Source organism: Streptomyces sp. NPDC048185 (assembly GCF_043202495.1).
Taxonomy (GTDB): domain Bacteria; phylum Actinomycetota; class Actinomycetes; order Streptomycetales; family Streptomycetaceae; genus Streptomyces.
Window position 1 is genome coordinate 460,541 of the sequence record NZ_JBIDAN010000002.1, and the last position, 17,854, is coordinate 478,394.

General features: G+C 72.0%; 16 protein-coding genes. 4 read left to right on the forward strand and 12 right to left on the reverse strand.

Features of this window, described 5'->3' with window-relative positions; genetic code table 11:
- Positions 1–27: 27 nt before the first annotated feature.
- The 7 genes from dgoD to ACGF3H_RS08070 all read right to left on the reverse strand — a co-directional run bounded on the left by dgoD (position 28) and on the right by ACGF3H_RS08070 (position 7,338).
- On the reverse strand, positions 28–1,173 hold the full coding sequence (gene dgoD, locus ACGF3H_RS08040) for a galactonate dehydratase (RefSeq protein WP_362496641.1): 1,146 nt from the start codon (positions 1,171–1,173) through the stop codon (positions 28–30).
- A gap of 80 nt (positions 1,174–1,253) precedes the next feature.
- Positions 1,254–2,039 carry an SDR family oxidoreductase gene (locus tag ACGF3H_RS08045; protein ID WP_362496639.1) on the reverse strand — a complete coding sequence of 262 codons (786 nt, stop codon included), beginning with the start codon at positions 2,037–2,039 and terminating at the stop codon, positions 1,254–1,256.
- Between the two features lie 192 nt (positions 2,040–2,231).
- On the reverse strand, positions 2,232–2,969 hold the full coding sequence (locus ACGF3H_RS08050; protein WP_362496637.1) for an FCD domain-containing protein: 738 nt from the start codon (positions 2,967–2,969) through the stop codon (positions 2,232–2,234).
- Positions 2,970–3,129: 160 nt separating this feature from the next.
- Positions 3,130–3,588 carry a MaoC family dehydratase gene (locus ACGF3H_RS08055; protein WP_362496634.1) on the reverse strand — a complete coding sequence of 153 codons (459 nt, stop codon included), beginning with the start codon at positions 3,586–3,588 and terminating at the stop codon, positions 3,130–3,132.
- A 30-nt stretch (positions 3,589–3,618) separates the two neighbouring features.
- A complete protein-coding gene (locus tag ACGF3H_RS08060) occupies positions 3,619–4,980 on the reverse strand; it encodes an MFS transporter (protein WP_362496631.1) in 1,362 nt (453 codons plus the stop codon).
- Between the two features lie 125 nt (positions 4,981–5,105).
- Positions 5,106–6,332: an acetyl-CoA C-acetyltransferase gene (locus ACGF3H_RS08065; protein WP_362496630.1), complete on the reverse strand. Its 1,227-nt coding sequence runs from the start codon at positions 6,330–6,332 to the stop codon at positions 5,106–5,108.
- Positions 6,333–6,435: 103 nt separating this feature from the next.
- Positions 6,436–7,338: a LysR family transcriptional regulator gene (locus ACGF3H_RS08070; RefSeq protein ID WP_362496627.1), complete on the reverse strand. Its 903-nt coding sequence runs from the start codon at positions 7,336–7,338 to the stop codon at positions 6,436–6,438.
- 152 nt (positions 7,339–7,490) lie between these two features.
- On the opposite strand from ACGF3H_RS08070, the gene ACGF3H_RS08075 reads away from it, so the two are divergent.
- The 4 genes from ACGF3H_RS08075 to arr all read left to right on the forward strand — a co-directional run bounded on the left by ACGF3H_RS08075 (position 7,491) and on the right by arr (position 11,300).
- A complete protein-coding gene (locus ACGF3H_RS08075; protein WP_362496812.1) occupies positions 7,491–8,408 on the forward strand; it encodes a CoA-transferase in 918 nt (305 codons plus the stop codon).
- Positions 8,409–8,434: 26 nt separating this feature from the next.
- A complete protein-coding gene (locus ACGF3H_RS08080) occupies positions 8,435–9,211 on the forward strand; it encodes a CoA-transferase (RefSeq protein WP_362496625.1) in 777 nt (258 codons plus the stop codon).
- Positions 9,212–9,302: 91 nt separating this feature from the next.
- Entirely contained in the window at positions 9,303–10,877 is a 1,575-nt protein-coding gene (locus ACGF3H_RS08085; RefSeq protein WP_362496623.1) for a 3-hydroxyacyl-CoA dehydrogenase, read from the forward strand.
- A gap of 12 nt (positions 10,878–10,889) precedes the next feature.
- Positions 10,890–11,300 carry an NAD(+)--rifampin ADP-ribosyltransferase gene (gene arr, locus ACGF3H_RS08090; RefSeq protein WP_362496620.1) on the forward strand — a complete coding sequence of 137 codons (411 nt, stop codon included), beginning with the start codon at positions 10,890–10,892 and terminating at the stop codon, positions 11,298–11,300.
- 43 nt (positions 11,301–11,343) lie between these two features.
- On the opposite strand, the gene metC is transcribed toward arr, so the two are convergent.
- The 5 genes from metC to ACGF3H_RS08115 all read right to left on the reverse strand — a co-directional run bounded on the left by metC (position 11,344) and on the right by ACGF3H_RS08115 (position 17,701).
- Entirely contained in the window at positions 11,344–12,564 is a 1,221-nt protein-coding gene (gene metC / locus ACGF3H_RS08095; RefSeq protein ID WP_362496617.1) for a cystathionine beta-lyase, read from the reverse strand.
- Positions 12,561–13,823, reverse strand: a complete 1,263-nt coding sequence (locus ACGF3H_RS08100) for an MFS transporter (protein WP_362496615.1) — start codon at positions 13,821–13,823, stop codon at positions 12,561–12,563. The genes metC and ACGF3H_RS08100 overlap by 4 nt, the downstream gene beginning before the upstream one ends.
- 88 nt (positions 13,824–13,911) lie before the next feature.
- Entirely contained in the window at positions 13,912–15,129 is a 1,218-nt protein-coding gene (locus ACGF3H_RS08105; RefSeq protein ID WP_362496612.1) for an ATP-dependent carboxylate-amine ligase, read from the reverse strand.
- A gap of 21 nt (positions 15,130–15,150) precedes the next feature.
- Positions 15,151–16,392, reverse strand: coding sequence for a radical SAM protein (locus ACGF3H_RS08110; RefSeq protein WP_362496610.1), 1,242 nt, complete (start codon positions 16,390–16,392; stop codon positions 15,151–15,153).
- Between the two features lie 97 nt (positions 16,393–16,489).
- The gene (locus tag ACGF3H_RS08115) at positions 16,490–17,701 is read right to left on the reverse strand and encodes an ATP-grasp domain-containing protein (protein WP_362496607.1); all 1,212 of its coding nucleotides are present in this window, start codon (positions 17,699–17,701) and stop codon (positions 16,490–16,492) included.
- Positions 17,702–17,854 lie beyond the last annotated feature (153 nt).

Below are 17,854 nucleotides of genomic sequence, written 5' to 3' on the forward strand. Positions count from 1 at the left end.
TCCAGAGGGGTCGGGGGCGGGCGGGGTTCACCATTCGGCGAAGGAGCCGTCGGTGTGCCGCCAGAGCGGGTTGTGCCAGTCCGCGACGGTGTTGTCGGCGGCGCGGACCGCCTTCTCGTCCACCTCGATGCCGAGGCCGGGGACGGCGGTACGCAGCAGATGGCCGTCCTGGAAGCGCAGCGGCGTGGTGTCGACCAGGTAGTCCAGCGGACCGGCGCCCACGTTGTAGTGGATGCCTATGCTCTGCTCCTGGATGAGGAAGTTCGGAGTGGCGAACGCGACCTGGAGGCTGGCGGCGAGCGAGACGGGCCCCAGCGGGCAGTGCGGGGCCAGGAGGACGTCGAAGGTCTCGGCGAGCGCGGCGATCCGGCGGACCTCGGAGATGCCGCCGGCGTGGGAGAGGTCGGGCTGGAGGACGGCCACTCCGGCGGTGAGGGCGGGCAGGACGTCGGTGCGCGAGTAGAGGCGCTCCCCGAGGGCCAGCGGTACGGGGGACGACGCGGTCAGGTCGCCCAGCCGGTGGGTGTACTCGGGGAGCAGGGGTTCCTCGACGAACAGCGGATTGAAAGGGGCGAGGTGCGGCAGCAGCTTGGCGGCGTTGGCGACGGTGAACCGGCCGTGGAAGTCGACGGCGAAGTCCAGGTCGTCGCCGAGCGCCTCGCGGGCGGCGGCCGCGCGGGAGACGACCTCGTCGATGTCGCGGACGGTCGCCAGCCGGTTCATCCGGCCGCCGGCGTTCATCTTGACGGCGGTGAAACCCGCCTCCACCTGCTCCCGGACCGCTTCGGCGATCCGGCCGGGCTCGTCGCCGCCGACCCAGGTGTAGGCCCGTACCCGGTCGCGCACGGGGCCGCCGAGCAGTTGGTGCACAGGTGCGCCGTACACCTTGCCGGCGATGTCCCACAGGGCCTGGTCGAGTCCGGCGACCGCGCTGGAGAGAACGGGACCGCCCCGGTAGAACGACCCCTTGGTCATGGTCTGCCAGTGGTCCTCGATGCGCAACGGGTCCTGGCCGACGAGGAGTTCGGACAGCTCCCGGACAGCGGTGCGGACAGTGGCCGCACGGCCCTCGACCATCGGCTCGCCCCAGCCGACGACGCCGTCGTCCGTCTCGACACGGCACAGCAGCCAGCGCGGCGGCACGGCGAACGTCTCGACGCGGGTGATCTTCATGCTTCTCCTTGGTGCGGGCCGGGCACCGCGGTCCGGCCGGGATGCCGGGCGCGGGCGTCCTCCGCGCGGGCGGGCTCGGTTCAGGAAGAGGTCTTGTAGGCGCTCCAGCCGCCGTCGACGACCAGCGAGGCGCCGGTGACGAAGGAGGCGTCGTCGCTGAGCAGGAACGCCGTGGCCGCGGCGACCTCGTCGGGACGGCCGAGCCGTCCGGCGACGGTCTGATCGGCGCTGCGCTGCCGGTCCTCCTCGCCGATCCCGTCCCAGGCGCGGGTGAGCACGGGGCCTGGCAGCAGCGCGTTGACCCGCACGTCGGGCCCGTACTCGACGGCCAGTTGGCGGGCGAGCCCGGTGAGTCCGGCCTTGGCGGAGGCGTAGGCGGGGCGGCCCGGCAGTCCGACGAGGGCGTGGACCGAGGAGATCAGGACGGCGCTGCCGCGGGTGGCGCGCAGATCGTCCAGGCAGGCCCGGATGCCGAGGAAGGCCCCGGTCAGTGTGACGCCGAGCTGCTGGTTCCACTGGTCGAGCGTGGTGTCGTGGGCGGGGGCGACGCGCACGGTGTAGGCATTGGAGACGAGGGCCGAGACCGGGCCGTAGGTGCTGCGGACGGCGTCCGACGCCGCGGCCCAGGACTCTTCGTCGCTCACGTCGGTCCGGTGGAACATCGCCTCGCCGCCGGCCTCCCGGATGGCGCGGGCCGTGCGCTCGCCTTCCGTCGCGTCGATGTCGGCGACGAGGACGCCGGCTCCCTCGCCCGCGAGCCGTCGCGCCACGGCCGCGCCGATCCCCCCGGCCGCGCCGGTGACCACGGCGACCTGCCCGTCGAAACGAGGTGCGGTCCCGGACGACTGCGGATTCGTGGACGGCATGGGCGGCTCCGGAGGCTGTGGCGCGGACGGGTGGCTGTGGTCGGCGACCACGGCCACCCCACAACACATATTAAATATGAATTATCGAGGAAAGCCAAGGCGCCGGAGCCGAGACGCCCATGCGAGGCACCGCTCACAGAGGGGGACGCGCCGCCCCGGTGACCGGCGGCGGCGCGTCGAGCCGGCGGTGCATCAGCGAGCCCGGGAGGACCTGCGTCCTGCTCCGTCGTCCGCCCGCCCGGTGAGCTGGTCCAGGTCCTCGACCGCCTTCGCCAGCAGGTCGAGCATGGCGAGTTCGGCTCGGGCCGCGTCGCCGTCGCGCACGGCGTCGAGGACGGCACGATGGCTGGGGACGGGATCGTCGACGGACGCGTGAGCGTGTACCAGGCGGTCCCGCTCCCGCAAACCCGGTTCGAGCAGCATGTCCATGCGGGCCAGCATCTCGTTGCCCGTGGCCGTCAGGAGCGAGCGGTGGAACGCCGCGTCGGCCTCGGCCGCGTCCGACGAGTCCGTGCGAGCCCGCCCCATGAGGTCGAGTGCCGCCTCCAGTGCCTCGAGGTCGGCGTCGGTCCTGTGCAGGGCGGCACGGTGGGCGGCAGCGGGCTCGATGATGGACCGGACATCGGCGAGGTCTCGCATCAGATCCTCGCCGGCACCCCCCTCGACGCGCCACCGGATGACATCCGCGTCGAGCAGGTTCCAGTGCTGACGCTCCCTGACGAACGTGCCCCGCTTCTGCCGTGCGTCGACGAGCCCCTTGCCGGCCAGGACCTTCAGCGACTCCCGCATGACGGTCAGACTGACATCGAGCTCCTCCCCCAGCGCCCGCACGTCCAGCGTGGTGCCCTCGGGTACGGCGCCGCCCACGATGCGCGCGCCGAGCGCCTGGACCACCTGTCCGTGCACGCCGCGCGTGCTGTAGGCCGCCATGCCGCCATCTCCTAGACATCGGGCGCACCTGAGGCACGCGGGTGGGCGCCGCGGGCGCGAACGCGGGCCCATGGTAACGCCGCGCATTAATTATCAATACATCGCGGGCGGCTCCGTGAGCGGCGCCGAGGGCGGTGAGGACCGTCGGCGGGCGGCCCGCTCAGGGGTAGAAGTGGGTCAGTGACTCCGCGACGCAGGCCGGTTTCTGCGATCCCTCCAGTTCGAAGGTGAACGCCCGCGTCATCTGCACCCCGCCCCGGGCGACCTCCTCGACCTCGCCGACCGAGGCGTGCAGCCGGACGCGGCTGCCGACGGGAACGGGCGCCGGGTACCTGACCCGGTTGACCCCGTAGTTGAGCGCGCGCCCCACCCCGGTCACCTGGAGCAGCTCGCCGAACATCGGGATGCCCCAGCTCAGGACCATGTAGCCGTGGGCGATGGTGCGCCCGTACGGACCGTCCGCGGCGCGCCGCACGTCGGTGTGGATCCACTGGTGGTCCCCGGAGACGTAGGCGTAGGCGTCGATGAGTTCCTGGGTGACCTCCTTCCAGCCGGAGTGCCCGAGGTCGCGTCCGCCGAGGGCGAGGATCTCCGGGATGCCGTGCACGGTCAGGGGCATGAGCGGTGCTCCGTTCTGCGGGTGGGGCGGTCAGGCGCCGACGGGGGCGGTGCGGGGCTCGGCGACGGCGGGGCCGGCGGCCTGCTCGTCGTGGTTGGGGCGCCTGAGCAGCAGGAGCATGCAGCCCAGGGTGAGCGCCACCTGGAGGACGGCGTAGGCGATGACCGCCGTGACGGAGCCGGTCCGGTTGAGCAGGAACTGGCCGATGATCGGCGTCGTACCGCCCAGGAGCGTCCCGCACAGCTGGTAGCAGAGCGAGATGCCGGTGTAGCGCAGACGGGCGGGGAAACGGCTCGCGAGCATGCCGGCGAGGGCGGCGTAGTACAGGCAGTGCGGGATGGTGGCGACGGAGACACCGATCATCGCGAGACCGTAGTTCTCCGTGCCGATGAGGACGAACATCAGCGGCATCAGGACCAGTTCGGGCACCAGCATCACGAGCACGGCGCGGGACCAGCTCTTCATCCTGGTGGCGATGACCGCGCCGAAGGGCTGGACGACGATCTGGGTGATGTTGGCGACCAGGATGATCGTGAGGAACGCACTGCGGTCGAAGTCGAGCGAGCTGGTGGCCCAGGACAGGGCGAACGTCGACTTGAAGTAGGTCGCCGACAGGCCGATGGTGCAGGCGCCGATGCCGAGGACGATCAGCATGGGGTGGCTGCGCAGGACCTCGGTGAGCGGGAGCTTGACGACTTCCTTCTTCTCTATGAGCTTGGCCATGGCCGGGGACTCGGCGACCTTCAGCCGGACCAGCAGGCCGACCATGACGAGGGCGGCGGAGGCGAGGAAGGGCACCCGCCAGCCCCAGGAGACGAAGGCGTCGTCGGGCAGTTGGCTGATGGCCAGGAAGCTCACGGTGGAGAGGGTGTTGCCGACGGGCGAGCCCTGCTGGGCGAACGCCCCGTACAGCACCAACTTGCCCTTCGGGGCGTGTTCGGAGGCGATCAGCACGGAGCCGCCCCATTCACCGCCGAGGCCGATGCCCTGGATCATGCGGATGCAGACCAGGAGGATCGGGGCGGCGATGCCGATGGACCCGTAGCCCGGCAGCAGACCGATCGCGGTGGTGGAGAGGCCCATCATCAGCAGGGTGATGACCAGGGTCTTCTTGCGGCCGAGGCGGTCGCCGTAGTGGCCGAAGACGATGCCGCCGATGGGGCGGGCGAGGAAGCCGACCCAGAAGGTGGCGAAGGCGACCAGGGTGCCCACGGCGCCGGTGAGTTCGGGGAAGAACACCTTGTCGAAGACGAGTGCCGCCGCGGTGCCGTAGATGTAGAAGTCGAACCACTCGATGGTCGAGCCGATGAAGGCTCCGAATCCCGCGCGGTTGGCGGCCTTCGTCTTCTCGCGTGCGGTGGCGCCGGACGCGCTCGTGGGGGACGCACTCATGGGGGACTCCCTGTGGACATCGAACGGATGGGGATGACTGACCGGGGCGTGGCCCGGGACGCCCTGCGCCGCGTGAGTGGTGCGGGGACGGCGGCGCGGAGGGAAGGGCTGCGGCGGGTGTGTCCTCAGGCGGTGACGCGCTCGAAGACCGCGGCGAGGCCCTGGCCGCCGCCGATGCACATGGTCTCCAGGCCGTAGCGGGCCTGACTGCGGTGCATCTCGTGGGCGAGGGTGGCCAGGATGCGGGCACCGGTGGCGCCGACCGGGTGGCCGAGCGAGATGCCGGAGCCGTTGACGTTGATCCGCTGCTCGTGGTCCTTCTCGCCGAGGCCGAGCTCACGGGTGCAGGCCAGGACCTGCGCGGCGAACGCCTCGTTGATCTCGATGAGGTCGATGTCGGCGAGGGTGAGCCCGGCGCGGCCGAGGGCGGCGTGGGTGGCCGGGACGGGCCCGATGCCCATGGTGGCGGCGGGGACGCCGGCCCGGGCGAAGGACACGAGCCGGACCAGCGGGGTGAGGCCGAGCCGTGCGGCGGTGGCGGCGCTGGTGACCAGGCAGGCGGCGGCCGCGTCGTTCTGGCCGCTGGCGTTGCCCGCGGTGACGGTCGCCTCCGGGTCGCTCTTGACCATGATCGGGCGCAGAGCCGCGAGTTGGCCGGCGGTCGTGTCGGGACGGGGGTGCTCGTCGGCGGTGACCACCGTCTCGCCCTCGCGGGTGCGCACGGTGACGGGCACCGTCTCCGCGTCGTAGCGCCCCTCCTTCATGGCGCGGGCGGCCCGGGCCTGGGAGCGCAGGGCGAGGGCGTCCTGGTCGGCGCGGCTGACGGAGAAGGCGCGGCGCAGGTTCTCCGCGGTCTCGATCATGCCGCCGGGGACGGGGTGGTGGACGCCGCCCGCGGTGACCCGGCCGCGGGCCAGCGCGTCGTGGAGCTGGAGGCCGGGGCCCTTGATGCCCCAGCGGCCGTCGTGCGTGTAGTAGGGGGCGGCGCTCATCACGTCGACGCCGCCCGCGATGACGACGTCACTGAAACCGGCCCGGATCTGCATGGCGGCGTCCAGGACGGCCTGCAGTCCCGAGCCGCAGCGGCGGTCGGTCTGGAGGCCGGTGACGGTGTCGGGGAGTCCCGCGTCCAGGGCGGCGACGCGGCCGATGGCCGGGGCCTCGGAGGTGGGGTAGGCGTGACCGAGGATCACCTCGTCGACCCGGTCCGGGTCGATTCCCGTGCGGGCGACGACCTCCGCGATGACGCGTGCGGCGAGCGCCGCGGGTGTCTGCTGGGCGAAGACTCCGCCGAAGCGCCCGATCGGCGTGCGCAGCGGTTCGCAGATGACGACGTCTGAAGGGTCGGGCACGGCGGAACACCTTTCGGCGGCTCGGGTGTGTGGGGTGACCTTCGCACCAGACCACTGAGTCGGTCCAATATCGAGTTCACCGCCCATTGATTCTCCTGACGTCTCAATGAGCCGGGGAAGGCGTCGGCAGGGCCTCCTCCGCCACCGCGAGCACGGTCCGCAGAGCGGCGGACGGATTGTCGGCGCGCCAGGCGAGTGCGGCCTGCCGCCGGACCGGCGGGCCGGCCAGGGGCCGGTAGACGAGCCCGCCCTGCTGGATGTGCCGGACGGAGGAGACGGTGAGGGTGACACCGACACCCGCCGCGACCAGGGCCAGGATCGTGTACGAGTCGGGGGCCTCCTGCACCACACGGGGATTGAAGCCGGCCGACTCGCAGACCTGGACCATCGCGTCGCGCACCGTGGAGCCGGCGTTCGCGGGGAAGGAGACGAAGGGCTCGTCGGCGAGGATCGCGATCGGGATGCTCTCGAGTCCGGCCAGCCGGTGGTCGGAGGGCAGGGCGCACAGCAGCTCCTCCTCGTCGATCACCCGGTAGGCCACTCCCGGCTGGGTCACCGGGAGACGGACGAACCCCAGGTCGAGGGAGCCGTCGGCGACCCGGGACAGGGCGACGTTGGCATACGTCTGGCCCCTCATCACCAGCTCCAGTCCGGGGTGGGCGGCCCGCACGGCCCGGGTCAGGCGGGGCAGCGTCTCGTGGCTGGAGGCGCCGGCGAAGCCGATGGTGACCCGGCCGCGTTCCCCCCGGCCCGCGGCCTTGACCGCCCGCACCGCGGTGTCGAGGTCCTCCAGCACGGCCCTGACGGGTTCGAGGAAGGACTCGCCCTCACTGGTGAGCCGTACCGAGCGGGTGTTGCGCTCGAAGAGCTGGACGCCGAGCTCCTTCTCGAGCTGGCGGATCTGCTGGCTGAGCGGGGGCTGGGCCATCTGCAGCCGCTTGGCGGCCCGGCCGAAGTGCAGCTCCTCGGCCACCGCGATGAACGCCGTGAGATGACGCAGTTCCATCGGAGAACCCATTCTGTGCTGTGACGTCTCAATGCGACCTTAATTTGGTATTGGACAGCACTCAATAGCCGCTGACACGGTAAGGCGACCGCACGCACTCGCCGAGGAGCACCGTGGAACGGACGCATACGGCCGTCGGGGCCGGCAAAGTCATGTCGATGAGGGAGGCCGTCGCCGCCTACGTGCACGACGGCGCCACCGTCGGCATCGAAGGCTTCACCCATCTCATCCCGACCGCCGCCGGACACGAGATCATCCGCCAGGGCCGCCGCGACCTGACCGTCGTGCGGATGACGGCGGACATCGTGGTGGACCAGATGATCGCCGCGGGCTGTGTCTCCCGGCTGGTCTCCTCCTTCGTCGGCAACTCCTCGGCGGGCTCGCTCGGTGAGCTGCGGCGCAGGATCGAGCGCGCCGACCCGGCGCCGCTGGTCTTCGAGGAGTACAGCCACTACGGGATGGTCTGCCGCTACCTGGCCGGTGCGCAGCGGCTCCCCTTCTATCCGCTGCGCAGCTACGGCGGCAGCGACCTGCCGGGCGTCAACACTGATCTGCGCAAGGTGACGTCGCCCTATCCCGGGCCGGACGGCGAACCCGAGCAGGTCTACGTCGTCCCGCCGGTCAATCCGGACGTCACGATCGTCCACGCCCAGCGGGCGGACCGCCTGGGCAACACCCAGATCTGGGGGCTGACCGGCGTCCAGGCGGAGGCCGTGTACGCGGCGGACAGGGCGATCGTCGTGGTCGAGGAGGTCGTCGACGAGGAGGTGGTCCGCTCCGATCCCAACCGGACGCTGATCCCGGCCCACGCCGTCGACGCCGTCGTCGTCTGTCCACGCGGCGCGCACCCGTCCTTCGCGCAGGGGTACTACGACCGCGACAACGCCTTCTACCGTGCCTGGTCGCACATCAGCGCGGACCCGGGGCGGCTGCGGGAGTGGCTGGACGAGTGGGTGTACGGAACGGCCGACCACGCCGAGTACGCCGCGAAGCTGGGCGAGGAGTTCTGGGCGGGGCTCGCGGTCGGCGAGGCGCTCAGCGAACCGGTGAACTACGGGCGGCGGCTGTGAGCGCGCCGCCGGAAAGGAAAGAGACCGTGACGCTCACCGCACCCGAGGCGGTCACGTCGTCGGAGCTGCTCTCCGTCGTCGCCTCCCGCGAACTGGCCTCCCGGCGGACGGTGTTCGCCGGCATCGGGCTGCCGACGCTCGCCACCGAGCTGGCCCACCTGACGGTCGCCCCGCAGATCGAGGTCGTGTACGAGTCCGGGGTCTGCGGCGCGCACCCGTCGCACCTGCCGGAGACCATCGCCGACGCCGTGCTCATCTCGGGTGCCGAGGCGGTGCTGTCGATGCCGGCGCTGTTCGGCTACGTGCTGCAGGGCGGCCACATCGACGTCGGATTCCTGGGCGCCGCCCAGATCGACCGCTGGGGGAATCTCAACACCTCCGTGATCGGGGACTGGCAGCACCCGGACGTACGGCTGCCCGGCTCCGGTGGCGCCGTCGAGGTGATGGCCAACTCCCGTGAGGTCTTCGTGGTGATGCGCCGCCACACTCCGCGCTCCTTCACGAGGACCCTGGACTTCTGCACCACCCCCGGCCCCGACCGGGCGCTGGCCGAGGGCATCCGCCCCCTGGGCGTCGGCGTCACCCGGGTCATCACCGAACTGGGCATCCTGGCCCGTGACGGCGTCGGGGAGGAACTGCGCCTGGTCGCCGTCCATCCCGGTGTGACGGTCGGCCAGGTCCGCGACGCCACCGGCTGGGACCTGGAGGTGGCCGACACCGTGGAGACCGTGGAACCGCCGACCGCCGCCGAGCTGCGGCTGCTGCGGGAGGACGTGGACCCCGGCCGCGTCTACCTCCGCTGAGACGCCCCGCCTCTCTCCGCCTCTCCCCGCCTTGTCCGGGCTCCCCCGCGTGTTCCGCATGTTCCGCACCAACGAAAGGACCGTGAACGCCATGCGCATCAGGATCGTCGGCGCCGGAGCCATGGGCCGTGGCATCGCCCAGTGGGCTGCGTCCGCCGGGCACACCGTGGAACTGTGCGACGCGCGGCCGGAGGCCGTGACGGCGGCCGTGGACTTCGTACGGTCCATGCTGGAGCGGGCGGTGGACAAGGGCCGGATGTCCGCCGGGGACCGCGCGTCCGTGCTGGAACGGCTGGTCCCGCTGGACGACCCGTGGGCCGCCGGCCCGGACGTCGAACTGGCCGTCGAAGCGGTACGTGAGGACCTGGACACCAAGGCCGAGGTGTTCGGGAAACTGGAGCAGGTGCTGCCCCCCACCGCGGTCTTCGCCACCAACACCTCGTCCCTGTCCGTGACCCGGATCGCCGCCACCCTGGACGACCCGAGCCGGCTCGTGGGTCTGCACTTCTTCAACCCCGTACCGCTGATGAGGATCGTCGAGGTGGTGCCGGGCGCGGCGACCCGGCCGGACATCCCGCCGGCCCTCACCGCGCTGGTGGAGGGCTGCGGCCACCGCGCGGTCACGGTCGCGGACACCCCGGGCTTTCTGGTCAACCACGCCGGCCGGGGCCTGGTCACGGAGGCGCTGGCGCTGCTGGAGGAGTCGGTCGCCGAACCGGTGGACGTCGACCGGATCGCCCGGGACGTGCTGGGGCTGCGGATGGGTCCGTTCGAGCTGATGGACCTCACGGGACTCGACGTCACGGCTGCGGTGATCGACTCGATCTGGGAGGGGTTCCGCCACGAGGACCGCCTGCGCCCCTCCTACCTCACTCCCAACCGGGTGACCGCCGGGCTGCACGGCCGGAAGACGGGCCGCGGCTGGTACGCCTACGGCCCCGATGTCCCCGCCCCCGCCGCCGTCGCCGAGCCGCCGGTGACGGGCGACGCGGACCGGCCGGTGTTCGTGGCGGAGACGGACGCCCCCTCCGCGGCCGGGCTCCGGGAGGCCCTGGCCGCCGCCGGGGCGAGGGTGGAGGCCGGCCCCGAGCCGTCCGGCGACGCGCTGGTGCTGGTTCCGGTCTGGGGCACCACGGTGGCCTCCGCCGTGGCCGCGCTGGGTCTGCCCGCCGCACGCACCTTCGGGACCGATCCGCTGCCCGCGGCGGGCCGGCGCCGGGTGCTCGCGGTGACACCCGCGGCCGATCCGGCCGCCGCGCAAGACGCGCGTGCGGTCCTGGCCCGGGCGGCGGACGGTGAGGAACCGTACGCCGTGTCCGTGGTGCGGGACACGGCGGGCTCGGTGGCACAGCGGCTGCTGGCCTCGGTGGTGTCGGTCGCCTCCTCGATCGCGGAGCGCTCGCTCGCCGCTCCGGCGGACATCGACCTGGCCGTGCGCACCGGCCTCGGCTACCCCGTCGGACCGCTGGCCTGGGGGGACCGGATCGGCGCCGCGCGGATGCTGGAGCTCCAGCGGAACCTGCACGCCACGACCGGCGACCCGCGACACCGTCCGACCCGGTGGCTCACCGAACGCGCCCAGCTCGGACTCCCCCTGACGGCCCCGGGCACGTCGCCCGCCGGCTGCACCGCGTCCTCGCCCGGCGGTCCGGGAAGCCCGGCTTGATACTCTGCGGCCATGGACGAGGCGTTGGACGAGGGCCCCTTCTTTCACGGCACGAAGGCCGAGCTGCGGGTCGGAGATCACCTCACCGCCGGTTTCCGCTCCAACTACCGGCCCGACATCGTGATGAACCACATCTACTTCACCGCCCTGCGTGACGGCGCGGGGCTCGCCGCCGAACTCGCCGCCGGCGACGGCGCCCCGCGCGTGTACGTCGTCGAACCGACGGGGCGGTTCGAGAACGATCCGAACGTCACCGACAAGAAGTTCCCCGGCAACCCCACCCGCTCCTACCGCAGCAGGGAACCCCTCCGGATCGTCGGCGAGGTCACCGACTGGACGCGGCAGACGCCGGAGGCCCTCCAGGCGTGGCGTGACCGGCTGGCCGCGATGCGTCTGGACGGCCGGGCCGACATCATCAACTGAAGCGTGCCGCGCAGGGGCCCGCGCCCGCAGGAGCCTGTCCCCCCTACACCGACGGCATCACCGAAGCCCGCGACGACGACCGGGCCGCCTCGAAGCCCGCCCTCAGGTCCCGCTTCAGGTCGGCCAGGGCCTCGAAGCCGACGTGGACCCGGATCAGGGGGCCTCGGCCCGTCCAGGTCCCCGGCAGGCGCTGGGAGACGGGGTCGGCCGGGACGATCAGGCTCTCGTAGCCGCCGTAGCTGTGGCCGAGGCCGAAGAGACGCAGGTGGTCCAGCATCGCGTCGACGTCCGCCTTGCCGAAGGCCGGATCCAGCTCCACCCCGAACAGGCCGGCCGCGCCGGTGAAGTCGCGGCGCCACAGGTCGTGGCCGGGGTCCCCCGGCAGTCCGGGGTGCAGGACCGCCGCCACCCCGTCCTGTTCCGCGACCCAGCGGGCCAGTTCCAGTCCCTGTTCGTGGTGGCGGGCCAGGCGCACGCCGAGGGTGCGCAGCCCGCGCAGGCCGAGGTAGGCGTCGTCGGCGCTCGCGCACTGGCCGAGCCGCATCGCCGCGCCCCGGACGAGCGGGTAGCTCTCCTCGGTGCAGACGACGGCCCCGAGGATGCTGTCCGCGTGACCGGTCAGGTACTTGGTCGCGGAGTGCACCACGGCGTCCACGCCCGCGCCCAGGGACAGCGGGCGGTGGTACACGGGCGTGGCCCAGGTGTTGTCGGCGACGGTGGCCACCCCGTGGGCCCGGCAGACGGCGGTCAGCGCCGGGACGTCCTGCACCTCGAAGGTGGTGGAGCCCGGCGACTCGAGGTACAGCAACCGGGTGTGCGGGCGGATCAGCCGGGCGATCGCGGTGCCGTCCGCGGTCGGGCTGTAGTACTCGGTCTCCACCCCCAGCGCGGCGAGCGAGTCGCAGAACTTCCGGGTGGGCAGATACACCGAGTCGCTCACGAGGATGTGGTCGCCGGCCCGGACGTACGCGAGGATCGTGGTGGTGATCGCCGAGAGGCCGGAGCACGTCACGACCGCGGCGTGGCCGCCCTCCAGTTCGGTCAGGGCCTCCTCGAAGGCGCGGGTGGTGGGTGTGCCGAAACGGCCGTAGACCGGGCCGCCCCGCTTGAGCGGGTCCGCCTGGGAGGCGTCCATCTCGGCCACGTCCCGGTAAAGGACCGTGGAGGCGTGGTGCACGGGCGGGTTGACGTAGCCTCCCTGCCGCCGCGGGTCCGAACCGGCGTGGACGTACCGTGTCTCCGGCGAGTCGATCGGCTCGTTCACCGGCCCACCGCCGGTTCGGGCAGCGGCTGGCCGGGCACGGCGGGCCGCCGGTGGCGGCCCAGCGCCAGGGCGAGGACCGCCGCGAGCGCGCACTGGGCCCCGACCACGAGCCAGAACGTGCCCAGGTCGCCGCCGGACCGGTAGTGGGCGAAGACGAACCCGCCGACGACACCGGCGAGGAGTCCGCCGACACCGCCCGTGAGCCGCTGCACGCCGAAGGCGAACGCGGCGTTGCGCGGCATGAGGTCGACGAGTTCCAGGTCGCAGCGGAGGAAGAGGAAGATCTCCCCCATCGTGAACAGCGCCGTGCCGGCCAGCAGGGCCGGGGTGCCCTCGAGGGCCATGACCGCCATGCCGGCCGCCATCACGGCGAACGAACCGGCCATCAGCAGGCGGTAGTCGGCCCGGGCGATGCGGTCGGCGAGCACCGGCTGGAGCACCACCACCATGGCGCAGTTGAGCAGCATCACCCAGCCCAGCGCCTGGATGTTCGACACCCCGGCCGCGTACAGGCCGATGAAACTCTGGAAGAAGAAGTACAGGTAGTAGGCGAGGGCGGTGAACAGGACAGGGCGCAGCGCCCCCCGCAGTGCCGCCCGCTTCCCCGACCGCCCTTCCTCCCCGGTCGTCCCCGGCGGCGCCGCGGGCCGGCGCGCGGCCTGCTTCAGGGTGATCTGGTGGGCCACGGTGATCAGTGCGAAGAGCGCGGCCAGTCCGATGAGCAGCGCCATCGGGTCGGCGTCGACCACCAGCGCGGCCAGCAGCGGGCCGAGGCCCATACCGGCGTTGAGCGCGGCGCTGCTCACCCCGAGGAACAGCGGGCGCAGTTCGTCGGAGACGCTGGTGACGATGTACGCCTTGTTCGCCGGGAGGTACAGCGCAGGGCCGCCCGCGACGAGGACGACGGCCGGGTACGCCACCCAGGGCACCTCGACGGCCACCCCGAGCAGGACCAGGCCGGCCGTGCGCAGGGTGAGCGCGAGGACCATGGTCCGCTTGAGCCCGAGCCGGTCCACGACGGCGCCGCCGAGGATGCTGCCGCCGAACTGGATGAAGGTGGCCACCGCCACCAGTACCCCGGCCACCCGGACGTCCAGGTGGACGGCCTCGACCATCAGCACCCCGATGAACGGGGTGACCATGTAACTGCCCAGCGCGACGACGAACGACAGGACGATCAGGGACTTGAGCCCGGACGGCAGGCCGGTGAACGTCCGGTACTTCGCGGCGATCGCTCCCCCGGCACGTCCCCCGCTCACCGCGCGTCGCTCCGCCCGGCCACCCGTCCGGACACGGCGGGCGGACCGGGCAGGCCGGCGGCGGTGGTTCCCGGGCGGTTCGTCGCGCTCACGCGACACCTCCAAAGGCCGGTGCCGGCCGCCACCGGGAGGTGTCGGAGAACCAGCCCGCCACGCGTTCGAGGTTGGCGGCCACGTCCTCCTCGCTGTCCCCGTCGACCACGTAACCGGCCAGGAAGAGACCGGACTTCACCCCGCCGTGGAACTCCTGGCCGACCGTTCCGGTGAGCGTCACCTCGCGAACGCACCCGGGCTGCTCGTCCGCCGTGGGCAGCCGCTCCAGCACCCCGTTCCGCGGCGGGATGCACAGGGCCCCGGCGGGCCGGTACGCGGGGTCGGCCGGGGTCGGGGGCAGGCCGCACTCGGCGTACAGCCACTCCCTGTCCAGGTCGATCCCGAACGCGTGCCGGACCAGGGCGCTGATCATGCCTCCGCCGGTGCGGCTGGCGATCTCGCAGAAGACCAGCCGGTCGTCCGGCGTGATCCAGAACTCGGCGTGGAAGGCGGTCTGCGGCGGTGTCGGCAGCTCGGCCAGCACCGCCCGCGCCGCCTTGACCAGCCTGTCGTACAGCGGGTCCTGCCGGGTCAGCGGCAGGTTGGCCACCCAGTCGTTGCTCCGGAACGACAGACAGTCGTTGAGGTAGCGGAAGGGGTGGACGAAGACGACCTCCCCGCCGGCCACGAGCCCGTCCACGTGGTACATCTGCCCGGGAACGAACACCTCGATCTCGCTGCTCCCCCGCCAGGGACTGGCCAGGTAGGCGTCCAGCTCCGCCTCGTCGCGGACGACGGCCGCGCCCAGTGAGCCCGACTCCGACACCGGCTTGATCACGACCGGGTAGCCGTGTTCGGCGACGAAGTCGAGGGCGGTGTAGGCCGAGTCGAGCCGGCGGTAGGCCGGCACGTCGACGGGACCGCCCGCGAGGTGGTCCTTCATCACCACCTTGTCCCGGAAGGCCAGCGCGCTCGCAGTGTGCTGGCCCGGCAGACCGAGCAGCTCCCGCAGTTGCGCGGCGCGTACGACATCGGCCTCGGCCCGGGCGAAGACCGCCTCGACCGCGAACTCGCGGGCCAGGCGCAGCGCGGTCTTCTCGACCAGCTGGTTGGTGTCGTACGCGTCGAAGGCGTGCACGTGCGGGAGGTGGGAGTAGCCCTCGGCGTACTCGCGCGGGGTCACGAGGACCGGGACGATCCCCGAGCCGGCCAGCCACCGGTCGTACGGGGTCTTGGCGTAGGGCGTCTTGGCGAAGACGAGGATGTGGCGCATTGCTGGGGTCTTTCTCTCGGTTCAGGACGCGGAGTCGGTGAGGAGCGGCAGCCGGCGCCGCTGCGGGACGCGGGAGATCAGACCGAGTTCCTCGGACAGCTCGGTGGCGAAGCAGCCGTCCTTGTACGTGCCGGACATCCGCTTGGCGGTGAACGCCTCGATCTCGTCGTGGTCGAACTCCACGTCGTACGTGGTGCCGCCGGCGGTGACGGTGCGGGTCAGGATGCCGAGATGCGGTTCGAAGGTGTTGACGCAGCCCACGATGTCGCCGATCTTCTCGCGGCGGACCTCGGGTCCCTCGGAGAGGACCTCCTCCTGCGCGGGGATGGCGGCGAAGAGCTGGCGGCCCGCCCGGCACCAGCCGACGTGGCCGGGGAAGCCCATCGCCTTGATCCCGAACGTGCCGAAGTCCTCGCTGACGCCGAGCTGGAAGCCGAGCGGGATCGTCTCGTGGAGCCACTTGAAGTCGCGGTAGGCCTGCTCGACCTCCTCGCGGCTCAGGCGCAGTTCGGGGTGGCGGTTGCCGTGGTCGGTGAAGTTGTTGAACCGGACGGTGGCCACACCCAGCTTGTTGAAGTAGTGGGCGTAGCGCTCCAGGGAGGTGCGGCCGTGGTTGTGGCGGCCGATGGTGACGCCGATGTTGACGCGGAAGGCGTCCTCGGGTGCGACGCCCTTGTTGTACTCGGCGATGCGGCGCAGTACCTCCTCGGTGTCCGCGCCGGAGAAGACGCCCTTGATGGGGTACGTCTTGTGGTCGGTGACGGCGAGGTTCTCGTCGATCACGCCGTGGTAGGTGATGGAGACGGTGCCGTAGCCGTTCTCCACCGCACGGTCGAGGAGTTCGCGCCAGTTGTCGGCGAGCAGGGGGCGTCCGCTGGTCCAGGCGTCGCCCTTCTCCATCGTGGCGGTCGGCGTGTGGTCCAGCTCCTGGCGGAACTCGCGGTTGTTGGCCGGGCCGTAGAGGTTCATGAACTCGCCGTCGTAGGCGAAGCTGTCCACGTAGCGCGGGTAGACGTGGTACCCGTGCGACCGCAGCCCCTCCAGGATGCGGGGGCCTTCCTCCATGGCGAAGGACTTGTCGTAGACCTTCTCGTAGTTGACGAACCAGCAGTGCGCGCACTTCTGGCCGCAGGTGTTCTTGCCGACCTTGGTGTCGAGGTCGAGGTAGATGTGGATGTCGTCGGGCTTGATGTCCTTGAAGGGCGTGGAGAACGGGACATCGCCGTGGAAATCGTAGGAAATCGGCGCGTTCTGGACGGACATGAGACCCCCCGGTGTGGTGTTCGTCAGGAATGAGGCGTGCGGTCGGGACGGAGCGGCGGCCGCTCCGCAAGACGCGGGTGCCGCGGTCGCGGGCGCGTCAGAGATGTGGCTCGGGCGCGGTGGTGACCACCGGCCGGGCGGTGAGTTCCGCGACGGCCGCCGCACAGGCTTCGGTGCCGGCCGCGGTCAGGACGGCCATGCCGAGCCGGTCGGCGGAGGAACGCATCGGGCGGACCTCGTCGCCGGGCCGCACGGAGAGTTCCCAGGTCTCGATCCGGCCGTGGGCGAGGGCCGGCGGCGGAGCGACGGCCGTGACGCGTCCGGGCGGGGCGGTGAGGAAGACGGTGGCGGCCGCGGTGGCCGTCGCGGCGCCCCGGCGGACCCCGGCGGCAGTCGCCCAGCCGAGGGCGGCCCTGCGCCACTCGACTCCGGTGGTGAGGTGTACCAGGTCCGCGATGCCGTCGCCGCCGAGCCGGGTGTGGGTCTCGATCACGACGATCTTGTCGCCGTCGACCATGACCTCGGTGTGGCTGGGGCCGTCGGTGAGCCCGAGGGCGTCGAGCAGTTCGCCGACGGCCCGGGCGACCAGTTCCTGGCTGCGCGCGTCCAGGGAGGGCGGCGGCATCATGTGGCTGACCTCCACGAAGCCGTCCGTGGTGCCCTTCTCGGCGATGCCGACGACCGTGTGCCGCCCGCCCGCGGAGAGAGCTTCGACGCTGAACTCCCGCCCCTCCGCGAACTGTTCGAACAGCGTGGCGGCCGTACGGCGGTCCGCCGGGAGCGCGTCGGCGCTCTCCACCAGGGCGACGGAGTCGCTGCCGACTCCGTCGACCGGCTTGGCGATGACCCGCCCGTAGGCGGCGAACAGCCTGTCCACCGCGTCCGCGTCGTCCCCCGCCGCGAAGGCCGGGTTCAGGTGCGGTGCCTCGCGCTCCAGGATCCGCCGCATGGCGAGCTTGTCCCGGGTGGCGCGGACGACGGCGGGGTCGACGCCGGTGACGCCGAGCCGGCGGGCGGCCAGGGCGGCCGGCTCCAGGCCGAACTCGGTGAGCGAGACGACGGCCGTGGGCCGCAGAGGGCGCAGGACGTCCTCGGTGAAGGCCAGGAAGGCGGGCAGGTCTTGGAAGTCGGTCTCCAGGACCCGGGTGCCCGGGTCGAGGGCCGGGGCGCCGGGCAATTGTACGTGGATCAGCTCGCCGGGCAGAGACGCCGCCGCCCTCGCCACGGTCGGGTTGGCGCCGACGATCACGAGAGCGGGGACGTCGTCCGTGTCCTCCGGACAGTCCTCGTCGGGCCCGCCCGTACTCATTGCGTGCACTGTTCCTCCCCGTCCCGCACCGACTGCTCGTTCGGTCGGCGCGGTCAGCAAGACAATGCAAGCGCGCTCAAAGGTTGTCAACAGGCTCACGCAGAGTGACTTTTGATCCTTGCGACCGGGGCTGACCTGGCAACTGCCCACATC